At 38.1% G+C, this 13,295-nt stretch carries 8 protein-coding genes and 3 pseudogenes; 8 read left to right on the forward strand and 3 right to left on the reverse strand.

Translation table 11 applies throughout. The features are described 5' to 3' along the window. Positions 1-1,890 (reverse strand): Ig-like domain-containing protein (locus F995_RS14920; RefSeq protein WP_004647594.1); only part of this gene is annotated, 1,890 nt, incomplete at its 3' end. A 381-nt stretch (positions 1,891-2,271) separates the two neighbouring features. Here F995_RS14920 and F995_RS14925 point away from each other — a divergent pair. Continuing rightward, positions 2,272-3,309 carry a L,D-transpeptidase family protein gene (locus F995_RS14925; RefSeq protein ID WP_004647595.1) on the forward strand — a complete coding sequence of 346 codons (1,038 nt, stop codon included), beginning with the start codon at positions 2,272-2,274 and terminating at the stop codon, positions 3,307-3,309. Positions 3,310-3,365: 56 nt separating this feature from the next. Here F995_RS14925 and F995_RS14930 read toward each other — a convergent pair. Further along, positions 3,366-4,306: pseudogene (locus F995_RS14930) on the reverse strand (IS5 family transposase). Between the two features lie 146 nt (positions 4,307-4,452). On the opposite strand from F995_RS14930, the gene F995_RS14935 reads away from it, so the two are divergent. From F995_RS14935 to F995_RS14955, 5 genes are all read left to right on the forward strand, one after another. Next, the gene (locus F995_RS14935) at positions 4,453-5,079 is read left to right on the forward strand and encodes a hypothetical protein (RefSeq protein ID WP_004647598.1); all 627 of its coding nucleotides are present in this window, start codon (positions 4,453-4,455) and stop codon (positions 5,077-5,079) included. Between the two features lie 2 nt (positions 5,080-5,081). Then, entirely contained in the window at positions 5,082-7,265 is a 2,184-nt protein-coding gene (locus tag F995_RS14940) for a hypothetical protein (protein ID WP_004647599.1), read from the forward strand. Continuing rightward, the gene (locus F995_RS14945; RefSeq protein WP_004647600.1) at positions 7,262-10,225 is read left to right on the forward strand and encodes a tyrosine-type recombinase/integrase; all 2,964 of its coding nucleotides are present in this window, start codon (positions 7,262-7,264) and stop codon (positions 10,223-10,225) included. The genes F995_RS14940 and F995_RS14945 overlap by 4 nt, the downstream gene beginning before the upstream one ends. Positions 10,226-10,315: 90 nt before the next feature. Next, positions 10,316-10,684, forward strand: a complete 369-nt coding sequence (locus F995_RS14950; RefSeq protein ID WP_004647602.1) for an antitoxin Xre/MbcA/ParS toxin-binding domain-containing protein — start codon at positions 10,316-10,318, stop codon at positions 10,682-10,684. 282 nt (positions 10,685-10,966) lie between these two features. Then, entirely contained in the window at positions 10,967-11,227 is a 261-nt protein-coding gene (locus tag F995_RS14955; protein ID WP_004647603.1) for a helix-turn-helix domain-containing protein, read from the forward strand. Between the two features lie 4 nt (positions 11,228-11,231). Here F995_RS14955 and F995_RS17225 read toward each other — a convergent pair. Continuing rightward, positions 11,232-11,369, reverse strand: a pseudogene (locus tag F995_RS17225) (hypothetical protein); the annotation flags it as partial. Between the two features lie 173 nt (positions 11,370-11,542). Between F995_RS17225 and F995_RS14960 the strand changes: the two are divergent. Next, the gene (locus F995_RS14960; protein ID WP_004647604.1) at positions 11,543-11,845 is read left to right on the forward strand and encodes a helix-turn-helix transcriptional regulator; all 303 of its coding nucleotides are present in this window, start codon (positions 11,543-11,545) and stop codon (positions 11,843-11,845) included. 4 nt (positions 11,846-11,849) lie between these two features. Then, a pseudogene (locus F995_RS14965) lies at positions 11,850-13,107 on the forward strand (type II toxin-antitoxin system HipA family toxin). Positions 13,108-13,295: the final 188 nt, after the last annotated feature.

A 13,295-nucleotide genomic window follows, 5' to 3' on the forward strand; every position in this document is an offset into this window, starting at 1 on the left:
TGGAACACCTGTAAACGCATAGGTTAACACCGCGTCGCTGTCAACATCCGCACCCACTAGACTGCCATTAAAGATTCGACTGTTGGTGAGGTCATTACCATTGCTATCAGCAAGTCCGTCAACTAAGCCTTCTTCAGAGACCCGAGCACTACCTGCCAATAGCGTTGGGGCGTCGTTGGTACCCGTGATGGTAATGGTTAAGGTGGCTTGGCTTTCGTCGCCATCCGCATCAATCATGGTGTAGCTGATGGTTTCAGTTAAGGTTTCACCTAGTGCCAATGCCTGTACTGCGGTATCGCCGTTGTCCAAGGTATAGGTGTAATCACCATTGCTATCTAAAGTGATTTCGCCATGGTTCAGGCTGACGGGTTGTCCAACATCCGCTGGATTGCCTGCTACTTCGGTGACTGCTGTGGCGATATCTGCATAGCCATCCCCACCTGTGGTGTCATTGGTCAGCACGTTGCCTGTGACATCAATATCATCTTCGTTGATCGCTGCGCTGTCATCAACCGCAACTGGGCTGTCGTCTTCAACAATGACATTCAAGGTCGAAGTGGCGCTTGCACCATGGTTGTCGGTAACGCTGGTCGGAATGCTGAACTCAAGGATGTCTTCTTGGGTCATGTCCGCATGATCGACGGCTTTGTTTAAGGTGACGGTGTAGTCGCCTGTTGCGCTGTCTAAGATCACACTGACCACTGGAATACCGTTGGCTCTTCCCACAACTTCGGTCGCGCTGACCAATGTCCACACCACGGCCACGCCATTGGAGGTCAACGCTTCGCTTGGAACACCTGTAAACGCATAGGTTAACACCGCGTCGCTGTCAACATCCGCACCCACTAGACTGCCATTAAAGATTCGACTGTTGGTGAGGTCATCACCATTGCTATCGGCAAGTCCGCCAACTAAGCCTTCTTCCGAGACCCGCGCACTACCTGAGGTCAGCTCTGGTGCAGTATTTGTTATCGTAATGGTTTCAATTGCTTGACTAGTACCGCCATGACCATCGCTGATGGTGTACGGGAAGCTAACTTGACCCACAAATCCTGTATTTGGAGTAAAGGTGATGGTGCCATCAGCAGCAACAGTCACAACGCCATTGGTTACAGGAATGCTCTGTGCTGTACCTGGTGTCAGGGTGACGCCGTTAATGCTGGTAATGCTTAAGGCGTCATTTTCTGGATCGGTATCACCTTGTAGTGGACTCAGTGTCACTGGAGTGTTGTGCGGCGTGGTGTAGCTATCATTCACTGCAACAGGGGGGGTATTTCCTGTTAGTGTAGATACAGACAATGGCATCCAACTTCCACCGCCCAAACCATGTTCAAAAGGCTTAATAACTGATAAGGATGCTGGATATTCAATCCCTAAAGGTGGAATATTATCGACCACCCTATTCAGCATCAAAGGGTTAATGCCATCAGCGACAGATGTTTCACCTGCCCGTGTCAGTTGAACAAAACGATGCCCACCTTGGGTAACATCAGGATCGCCCTCGAAAGACTCCCCTGCAATTTCAACGTAGTCCTTACCTTCTTTTTTAAATACGCGACCATCATCCAAACGAACAACATCATTTTGTTGTTCAGTGTCATTCATTTGCTGAAATGATTTTGCAAAATTTACAATTTTATCGATATCTGAATTTGATTCGCCCAATAAAGAACTCAGGCTAAAATTACCGCCATTATTCGTTAAATCTTTACCGTGTATTTCAACCACACGACCATTTGAAAGCTGCAATACGACATTGCTTTCTTCAGAAAGATGCAATACATCCTTTGCCTGAAGTTTTGCCCCTTTTTTTAGAATTAATTTTTTATTTGTATTGGAAAAGTGCCAAACATCACCGTCAACCGAGATTACTTTTACTGTTGTATTCATTTATAATTTTACCTCAATTGGCTTTGTTGCATAAATATGTAAGCATCTGATTTAAATAAATTTAATTTTGGATCAAAAAATAATCAAAACTTTTAAAATCATATAGTTATGAAATCTTTGTGCAACAAAGCCACCTCAATTTGAAAGTTTAGCCATATCAATTATTTATACTTGTATGGCAAAATTTACTTTAGCGCGGACACGAAATTATCCTAGTTTAGTTAATTAATATACAATATTAGTGTTACAGTCCATATACATTTACCTTCTTAAGTTGGCATTTTTTTAACTAAAATTGTTACAAAGGCGCATTTATTTAACTTTATTTAAACTATTGGTATTGTCATTTTGATAAATCGTTTTACCTTGGGATTAGCTACTATGTTGAGTCGTTTCTTAATTATTTGCTTGAGTAATATCTGTATTTTTTCAACTTATGCAAACGCACGAGAACCGCACAGTCTACTTAGTATTTCAACTAATGATCAGAACAATTTGGCATTGTTAAATCAACCCAGCACATGGTCTTTAGATAATCTAAATAAAGCTGAATGGTCAGACAATCTTGAAAAAGGCTATCTTCCTGTTTACGCAAAGTTACAAGTCCTGTTGAGTCGCCACTATTCATCCTCAGGGGCGATTGATGGTTCATTGGGCTTAAATACTGTTAAAGCGATTTCAGCTTTTCAAATTATGAAGGGTCTAAGTGGTGATGGAATCTTAGACGCAAATACTTGGCATCTTTTAAATGAAGATACAACCCAACCAACATTTATTGAATACACGATTACTGCACAAGACTTGAAGGGGCCTTATGCTCAATCTATTCCTGTAGATTATGCTGAACAATCAAAGATGCGAGGTTTGTATTACACCCGTGTGACTGAGATGCTCGGTGAAAAGTTTCATATGGATGAATTGTTTTTACAAAAAATAAATTCAGGTGCAACTTTTAATAAAGTTGGTGAAAAGATTATTGTGGCAAATGTGAAAAACACGTTGCCAAAAAATATAAAAATGATTATCGCGCACAAAGGCTCAAAACAATTATATTTGCTTGATCAACAAAATAAGATGATTGCTTCTTTTCCTGCAACCATTGGTAGTGAAGATAATCCCTCACCATCTGGCACTCATGTGATTGGGAGCATTGTGCCAAATCCACACTACAGCTATAACCCTAAGAATTTTATTCAAGGCAAAAATCTTAAACCTCTTAGTTTACCGCCCGGACCGAATAATCCAGTTGGAAATATTTGGATTGGTTTATCTCGACCTTCTTTTGGAATTCATGGGACACCCAACCCCGCTTTAATTTCTAAAACAGCTTCGCATGGGTGTATTCGATTGACCAATTGGGACGCAAATAATTTATCTAAAATTGTTCGCAAAGGCATGACTGTCAGATTTTTGGAGTAGAAGCGGCTTTGTTGCACAAAGATTTGAAATGCAAAGCGCCCCTAATTGAGCCAAATTTAAGGCGTAACTTGGGTAAGTGGTCGACCTAATTCCGTAAATCTGTTAAGGACTGCTACACGTGCATGGATCTCATTCACTTGACTAGGAAAGCTTCTTGCCATTAATTTATCGCCTAATAATTTGATGCAATGCATCTTGGTTTCAACCAAACTTCGCCGATGATAGCCTGACCATTTTTTCCATAGTGTCCTGCCTAAACGTTTAATTGCTCGAAGTAATTCATTTCGCTCTAGCGAGCTACTCTTTGTATCTTTCCATGGTTTCGCATTTTTTCTAGGTGGAATCACCGCATGTGCTTGCCGATCTGCAATGACCTGACGGCATTGCTTGGTGTCATAAGCTCCATCGGTATAAACAGAGTCAATCTGCTCATCTTGTGGAATCTGATTAAGTAAATCACCAAGCACCTGTGAATCACTGACATTATTGGTTGTGAGCTGAATAGCGCGTATTTGTAGGGTTTTGGCATCTATACCAATATGTAGTTTACGCCATTGGCGACGATATTCAGCTCCATGTTTCTTGCGTTTCCATTCGCCCTCACCTAGAAACTTCATGCCTGTAGAGTCTACGAGTAGATGCAGCCCATCGCTACTTTTTTGGTAGCTGATTACAATATCAATATGCTTTTGTCCTCTACAAAGCGTGGTGTAAGAATATCACTGATATTCGGGGCTGCTCATCCGCAAAGTTTAATCAGACTTTGCACAAAGCCAGTAACCATACGTAAAGACAGACGGAATAAGGATTTAATCATTAAGCAGCATTGGATAGCTGCGTCGGAGTAGATTTGATTTCGCCCTTGTTTGCCTTTTGATGGCGCATACCATTGCGTAGCAGGATCAAACCAAATGGCAATATTTCCGCGACTCATGAGTGCTCGGTTATATGCGGGCCAATTGGTTGTGCGGTAGATTTTGTGTGTAGGCTTCTTCATTTGAAAATTATATCGCTGAAAAAGCCTTTACAGATAGGTTTGTGCAACAAAGCCCTAAAAAGATTAAAAACACTATATATAGTGAAATTTACAATTTAATAACACAATATAGGGTGCACAACCCTTGACTCTCCTATAAAAAATACGTGAATATTATAGCTTATTTTTCAGCCACTTGGCATAAATATGGGGAGACATCAGCATATGTCTATAAAAAAAAAGCTATTGAAAGTCATCGTGTATCTTCAAAAAACTTACAATTAATGTGTTATCCAAAATGTATGCATGCCTACCAAATCTGGATTGCTCTATTTTTTCAGCTTAATCAGAAACAGCAAAACTATCACTTGAATTTAACTTTTAAACAGAATATCGAAATCCCTCTTCTGACAACAGACAAAGCTGATCACTATTTTTTTAGTAGTCATTTCAGTTGGATCTATGCCTATTTTTACAACAAGAATAAAAATGAATTTAAGTTCAGAGCTTATGAAAAAAATAATTCCTACGAATTCACCATCCAGGCTTTAAGCGAAGTAAAGGCCTTACTGTGTTCCGGATTACACCACTCCATTCATGGCTTAGACGTCATTTCGAATTGGCTAAATGAACAATACTTAGCTGCACATCTTCAGGAAGTTTTCGGTCAGGAAGTTTTAACTATCAATTATCTACGAGAATTATCAGGACTGTCTAAATCCAAAAGTCCAGTGAGTTCTATTTCAAATTATGCCGACCCACTGTCATTAGAAAAAATTCTGGCGGGAATTTAATCATGAATGAATATCGTTATTTAGAAGATACTCAAGAATTAAAGCTTGAACCATTTCGAGACTTCTATCAAGCACTGGCGGAAGCAAAACTGGAAAATGATCAGGACTTCTTTAAGCTCAATGATTTCATCCGACCAACTGAAGTCGTTAAACTAATTAAAATTATGAATCAGCATCCTACTGATCTATCGATTAGTAAGTATCCATTAGCTCATTATCTCCTGGCGCTGATCAACACTCCATCAGCATATCAATCAAATGCACTGAAATGGGCCATTTTCAATACTCAATGCATTGAATTACTTGATAGCAAAGAACATGCAGCTACTGTAGCTAATCTTTGTAGACGTTTTCGTTTAGCCAGTACAAAGCAGGAATACCATTGGCTTTACAATTTTTTACCGTCTCTTCCGATCGAATTAGACGATCTTGTTGAATTTCTAAAAGAAGCTGAAACTGAGAATAGAAAATTATTTGACAAATCCAAAGAGAGTTTAAAGAAAACCGAAATAGGCCAATTGGCAGAAATCCGCGTTATTTATACGTATACCTATACTCAATCAGAACGTCAAAAAAGACACCGTCAAAGTAATCCAGGCATCCAACAAGAATCTCCCCAAACAGATATTTACAAGACATCAAGAACTACTCTTGATGATGAGCAAACGTATCAGACCAAGTTTGAACAGGGTACAGCTAAACAATCACGCGAAGATAAAATCATTGAAACAGTTGAAGATCATAACTTTGAATTTAATGGATTAGAGCAACATTCTGTCACTGCTCAAATCGTAAATCTGAAAAGTAAAATTCTGCATCAAAACAAGAATGAGCTAATGAACAAGCCAAATCCTCGGGTTTTCGATTTACCTACTGCACGGCACGTTATGCAAGTTTTATTTGAAGAAGCAGAAAGTTCTCCCATTCATGCTTTACTTCTATTTTCAGTACTCAGCCTTACTTATTATAAAGATCTGCCAGTTTTCCAAAAAAACTCACGAATCACTGCAAAAAATAAAAAGGTTTTACTGAAGCCTGACTCGTGTTTCTTCAAACAAAGCTTTGAAATCTCTAAATTCAAAGATTTTGTTTTGAAAGAACATATGCTGAATACCATAAACTCTTTTACAATTCCCTTGCCTCAAGTTTACTTTAAAAATATTTTTCAACTAAAAAAGTGGGATCATGCAAAAATTGATTCAAAGGTACAAGAGCATTTACGTAGCATCAATAAAGAGCTGACTTTCCAGCTAACTCAACAAAATCTCCCACGTTTACTCAGTGACATTACATTGAATGAGCTAGGTTATGAATTGGAAAGTAAGTTACTTAGCGGCGTAAGCGTTCAGCACTATATTCCATGCCATTACTCTTCAACACAGATCATAGATATTCTCGATATTTATAGCCAAACACTTTATCTAGTTTGCCCGCAGCTCAACAGCAGTTATATCGAAGAATTTAAATCTCCTATTACTTTCGGTAGTCAGCAAACACCAGATCTGCCACTGGTTAAATCTTTATTTAAACAGCTTGATGAACAAGTTCGAGGTAATCCAAATCCTTTCAAAACACTGAAGTATTATTCAATCTGGCTTTGGCATATTTGCATGCTGATAACTTCAGCACGACCAAGTGAGTCCTTCCCGCCAAATCTAGATTATATTGACCTCGACAATCAATTGATGGCTGTTGCAGATAAAGAGCAGCGTTATTCGGGCACCATTGGACGATATCTACCGTTTAACGATTATCTTCGTGATGAAATACAGCATTACCTAAAATATTTAAAACACTTTCTCTACCTCACAAAAGCCTATCTGTCCAATGAACAAGTACAAACAATCCATGAGGTCTTCGAGGGTGAACGCCCCTTTCTATTATTTTACGATCCACAAGGAGATATCCGAAATTTAGAACTTTCTGATATTCAAAAATTCTGTACAGAAATAGCCCTTCAGCGCAATTGGACCCGCCACTTTTCTCGTTATTTTTTTGCACAATACTGCAATGAAGATATAGTTAAAGACATCTTTGGTCATGACGAAGCAATGCAGGGACTGTTTGATCGTTATTCGGGTTTTCAGGCAACTGATTACGATCATATTCGAGTAGCACAAGACAAGCTTGTCGAAATATTAGAACTTAAAAGTATGTCTACATTTAACGGGTTCCTGATTGAATGAGTAAACACCCACACTCCCTCAAAAGAATAAAAAAGCATAGAAAAAACAAAGCATTTCTTCTGAACTTGTTTAGTGAGAAATGTATAGAGCTGACGCCTGAGAACTATTCGGAAATTTGTCGTCAAGTTGATAATCAGCTTTTAGAACACTGTAAGTCAAACATCCGTAGCTATCAGATGGCACGTATAGAATTTGCTAAATATATCAAGCGCTTTAATCTTTCATCGAATCACTACTATCCAGTGCCTGCCGCTCCCGTAAGGTACGAAAGATCTCTGCCACTACAAAATATTGAAACCTTAAAACATGGTAAAAAAGTTACTCAATTTGCCAAAAATATGATTGCTTACTTGACAAAACATAATGACTTCAGTCCCACTCAATCTCTTGGCTTTTGTTTGATCAGTTCAATATTATTTAATGGCATTTATAACCATGCCGAATTGCAATTTTTTTTAAAAATCATTTTAAAAACAAAGAAATTTCAAAGTTTTTTAAACCTAAATCATATGGTAACACTCGAAATCCCGAACCGGAATTTCGGTAATCAGCGTATAATTGACCCTGATTTTTCAGTCAGCTATACAAAAACGTTTGTGCTACACGACATTGTGAAATGCTGGATCTACAGACTTAAACATCAAAAGTTTGATTTATTTTCGGATATTGAAGATGCAGAACATCTGATTAACGCTTGTATTATTGAATGCTTCCCTGAGGAAAAGGTACGTTGTAAAGACCTGTTAAAATACGGTTTTTACTATACACAGTTCCTGAAAAACAGCGGACTGGATCAAATGTCCATTTGTATCCTAAAAAATGAAATTTACAGTTCCAGTCCTCTCGAAAAACAATTAGAAGCTTATTTTGTTCAGTTTGAACAAAAGCACACCAATAACATTAAAGTTGAGAATACTTGTGAAAACCATCAGAACCACTCTAGAGTCAATATCGCATCAGATATAGCAGAAACTCTTGTAGAAATACGTCAAGCCATTCGTGCAAAAAACTATAAAGATCAACTCATAGGGTTATATTCCAGAGAACTGTCTCCTGCCTTAGAGCGTTTGTTGCTGTGGACCATCCTACGTTCAAAATTAACAGAGACTCAATTAAACTGCTTAAATCAAATTATCCAACAACAGAAACGATTTGAGCGCAAGCTTATACGTGCAGATTTTCAGTCAATTAAGCAAAGCTCTCTAAATACCATGTTTTCACAGTTTGCCATCGATTGGCTGATGGCAACGCAAGACAAAGACATTTCATCATTTTCAAATGCCGATTTTGAAGATATGTATGGAGAAATGCTTTTATTAAAGAAAGAAACAACTAGAGAGACTTTACAAAAACGTCTACAGGAGTTTCATCACAAACAGACATTATTTTTTAACGCGCCCACTGTGGATCTGGATAGTTTAATCCAAGTAAAAATCTGCAGAACCGCATTGATCTCGCCCCATATTTTTTACCACATGCTAGAGCAGCTCGAAAATACTCAAGATATTTCGATTCAGGATAAAAATATATTTAAACTGATTTTTATTCTGGGGTTCAGAGTCGGACTACGGATCAATGAAACATTGAATATCTTCGTACGTGATCTATTTATTAGTGAAGATGCTGTGATACTCACCATTCGCAACAATCGCAATAAAAATCAAAAAAGCTACTCAGCTTACCGCAAGATTCCCCTGCATCATCTACTTAAAGCCGACGAATTACATACATTTAAAACATATAGTCAGAATAGAAAACGTCTGCTAAAAGAACAGGGAAAATCAGTTACACAACCGCTGTTTTTAAAACAGTCCTTAGAAGAAACTCATGAAAATGAAGTGAATTCCCTATTGAAACAATTGATCCAGTCATTTTTCGGTGAGCACAATTTTACTTATCACAGCCTGCGTCATTCAGCATTTAATCATCTTTATCTGATTTTAAAACACTCACCGCTTGCTGATGCATTTACAGACTATACGCCAAATGAGCAACTCCGCATCCGTTATGCCTTGCAACGAAACAGAAATACTCAACAGATCTGGTACGCCCTTTCTCATTTTGCCGGGCATCTGACACCTGAAACAACCTGTTCTAGCTATCTGCATTTAATGCATCTGGCAATCAGTTATCAGCTCAATCAAATACAAAGCCCGCTTCCTAAAGAAGCCTATTTTAATATTCTAAAACATGATGCTGCTGTTAAATACCCTGTTCAACAACGTGCAATCAGGTCGTTCTTATTTGATCAACTCACTAAAGACCGTTACAAGCAACATGATCATCAATATCAACCAGGGCACCAGCGTTCCACTGATCCACTCGTACTGGGAGCACATGATTCCGAAATGAATTTTGAACTATTGCATCACATTCTTGTAGTTGAAAAAGAACAAGACCTTATGTTACCTGAAACTATTCCTTTGCAAATCGCGCAAAAATTACGTGCTAGAGCCCAGCATTTGAAAACCTCCTGTGTAAACCAAAAAAAATCTTCCCGCCTATTTACTACAGACTTTTTAAGAAAATCTCCTGATGCACTGGTCACCATGTTGCCCACCAATCAGGAAGAAAAACAGATCATTCATAAGGTTCAGGAACGCTTCACAACAGTACATCATCAATATGAAAAACAGCTCAATACGATCTATTCAATTTATCTTGAAAAAGTTCAGCCCAATTCAGCCCAGTTCATTTTTGAACTGAATGAAAAACGCCAACTGAAAAAGTTTATGTCTTTTATCAGCAGTTTATTTCCTAAAAAATATCTTCATCTTGAGCTTTCCCAACGGAGTAAGGAACAGCTCAAAAACACATTACAGGATTTAGCATTACGGATAGAAAATTTCAGCCTGAATGAGGATGAAGAGCGAATCAAGTTCTCTTTCAAGTATAAAGATGCAAAAGCACTTGGGGTATTCAAACTACTGATGTATCTAATGATCGTTTCTCGTCTTTAAGCTGTTTGTAATAAAAATTTGAACTCTGAGAAACGATAATCAAATAGTATAAACTCTAGGTATCAGCAACGTCTGAAACTGAGATCAGTCATGCATAAAACATCAGAAAAAATTGCAAAACAAAAAAAGGTATTAACTAAAGCTGTTTTATCATCTGCAAAACAACTTGGTTTGACACAGGACCAGCTTGCTATCGTTATCAATTTAGATTCAGTGGAAACTTTAAATTCGCTTGAGTTAGATCCCGATTCAAGTCAGGGAGAACTCGCAATTATTTTAATTCGTATTGCGATATCACTAGATGCTCTAACAGGTGGAGAGGCTAAATGGATGCAGCATTTTATGAAGTCACCAAATAAGCTAACCAAAGGCATTCCGATAAAACAGATTCAGACTACTCATGGATTAGCTACTGTATTAAACGTAGTCGAAGGACTTCGGCTTCAGGGTAAATATTAAGAAATACAAAGCTTCATTACACAGAAAATTAAAAGTCATAATTTTGTCTAATAATTCAAATTCAAGGTATAAGAAGTTCCTCTTCTCAAGAGGTATACAACTGCCTCATTATTGAGAACTGTCATACATATATGGATTCTATTAACCTAATTCGAGGCTAAATTGAATCTTATAAGTTCAATTTAGCTATTCAAGAATCATTATAAAAGTTTGCTATATAGCGAACATTAACCATAATTAGTTAAAAGTTTGCTATATAGCTAACAAATTTCGGGAGAAAAAATGGCTACACGAGGTGAAATAGGTAAAGAAATACGTTTGGCAAGAAAAGGGTTAGGCTATACACAGAAAAGCCTTGCAGAAAAAACTCAAGTCAATAAAACAACAATTTCAGAGATGGAAAATGGCCATTTTACAGGTTCATTTGACATATTTGAACGTGTGCTTGATGGTGTTGGTTTACAATTCGAAGTGAATAAAAAAAAGCATAAATTGCCGCAGTGGGATGAAATTGAAGAAATATTTTCAGAATATGATGAATAAATTGTGAATCGGTACCGAATAAGGTATCAGAAAAGGCAAAGCCCTGCCCATCAACCTCGTTGCTCCAGACCACTTGTGCCAGATATTCCAGATTGACCTGATAGCAAATCCCAGTTCCTCGCGACACCACGCGAAACTGATTGAGCTTAAAGCAAGTTGTTAGACGCTATTAGATTGTAAATGTCTAATTAGACTTCTTTAATCTAATAGGATCTAATCACCCAATAAAGCACCTTTTCACCGATCAACCGACACATTTTATAATTCCATTATTTTGTGGCTTAATAGCCATATCCAAACATAAGACCCAATATTATGGATTTAAGATTCAGAAAACCTGAAGAAGTTGTTGGATTATTATATGAGAGGCTTCGCAAAGAACGACTTTATCTGGAAATGACTCAGTCAGACGTCGCTACACGTGCTGGTGTTAGCGTGAATACAGTATCTAATCTGGAAGCTGGTCGAAATGTTTCATTTGAAAATTTAGTATGCGTTGCCATGGTATTGGGCAGATTAAAAGAATTAGAGGAACTCTTCAAACCAGATTTAAACAGTGTAGATGACATTCTCCGCTATGAGAGCAATACGGCTCGCCAACGTATCAAAAGGAAATAAATCCATGCTCAAAAAACTTAATGTTTACTACAATGGATGGGGTGAATATTGGCTTTGGGGTACACTGGTCTCCTCAACCGCAATCACAGGTCGACCATTAATCGCCTTTGAATACAGTGCAGAAGCGATCAGTAAAGGTTTAGAACTTTCCTCTTACCTACTTCCGTTAAAACGTGACCATTAAGAAAGAACTTTCCTGCACATCAAATGGGATTGCCAGGTCCTATATATGATGCCCTACCCGATGGTTGGGGCATGCTTCTTATGGATCGCTTATTTAAAAAGATGGATTCAATCCAGCACGGATTGGGCCATTAGAACGACTCACGTATATTAATACACATGCGATGGGGGCATTATCCTTTGAATCTTCAGCACCTGAGTTAGCATTAACTGAAAATATTCCACTGATTAAACTCGCTCAAGAAGTCCAGGAATTTCTCAAAGGAGAAGGTGCAGAATTTTTACAGCATTTATTAATTATGGGTGGATCGCCACAAGGTGCAAGGCCAAAAGCACTCGTCTATCGTGATCCTGTCACCAACGAATTCTCAACAGTTAGCTCACATCAACATGAAGCTTGGCTGATCAAATTTCCCGCTCAGCAAGAGCATCCTGAAGTTTGTGCAATTGAAGCTGTTTATGCAGAATGCTTGCGTTATTGTCATATTGATACCCCTGACACTCAATATTTTACTCTTCCGAATGGATTAACCGCATTTGCATCAAGGAGATTTGACCGCCACGATGGCATGCGTATCCCTATGCAAAGTTTAGCGGCCGTCACCGGAGCTGATTTTAAATCACCAGGGAGTTTAGACTACAGTAATTTTCTTCGCGCTACACACTTTTGCACCAATGATGTTCGCGAAAAAGCAATTGCATTCAAGCGAGCTGTTTTCAATGTAGTCTTCAATAATCGAGATGATCATTGCAAAAACTTTTCATTTCTGATGTCCCAAAATGGGCAATGGAAACTCTCCCCTGCCTATGATGTTACTTTCTTTGAAGGGCCAGGTGGATATCATCAAATGGATATCATGGGTGAGGCACTGGATATTCCTCGACAAGCTCTTGTAAAACTTGGTACTCAGGAAGCGGAACTTTCTGCCCAAGAGGTCGATGAAATTATTGGCTCGATTTGTAAGGTTGCAATCCGATTCAGTAATATCGCTCATGACCTATTACCTGGACAAATTCAAACAGAGACTCTCCAGATGATCCAAAATAGGATTGAGCATAATATTCATTTATTGAATTGAATATAAAAAATTTTCATGAGGATCAAGAATCATTATATTAAATTATATAATGTTGTTGTTTCTCATGAAAATTAGCACCAAAATACAGGTGACTTTTATAGACTAAAATTTCCAATATGAAGTGACCAAAATACCCTTAAATGATCTAAATTGCTAAAAATTTTACCCCACTAGAAACCACAAACAAT

Source organism: Acinetobacter sp. CIP A162 (genome assembly GCF_000367905.1).
Lineage (GTDB): Bacteria > Pseudomonadota > Gammaproteobacteria > Pseudomonadales > Moraxellaceae > Acinetobacter > Acinetobacter lwoffii.

Bases quoted from the DNA above. Each gene is read 5' to 3' on its own strand.
- F995_RS14925 (WP_004647595.1), top strand. From the start codon at position 2,272: ATGTTGAGTCGTTTCTTAATTATTTGCTTGAGTAATATCTGTATTTTT.
- F995_RS14940 (WP_004647599.1), top strand. From the start codon at position 5,082: ATGAATGAATATCGTTATTTAGAAGATACTCAAGAATTAAAGCTTGAA.
- F995_RS14945 (WP_004647600.1), top strand. From the start codon at position 7,262: ATGAGTAAACACCCACACTCCCTCAAAAGAATAAAAAAGCATAGAAAA.
- F995_RS14950 (WP_004647602.1), top strand. From the start codon at position 10,316: ATGCATAAAACATCAGAAAAAATTGCAAAACAAAAAAAGGTATTAACT.
- F995_RS14955 (WP_004647603.1), top strand. From the start codon at position 10,967: ATGGCTACACGAGGTGAAATAGGTAAAGAAATACGTTTGGCAAGAAAA.
- F995_RS14960 (WP_004647604.1), top strand. From the start codon at position 11,543: ATGGATTTAAGATTCAGAAAACCTGAAGAAGTTGTTGGATTATTATAT.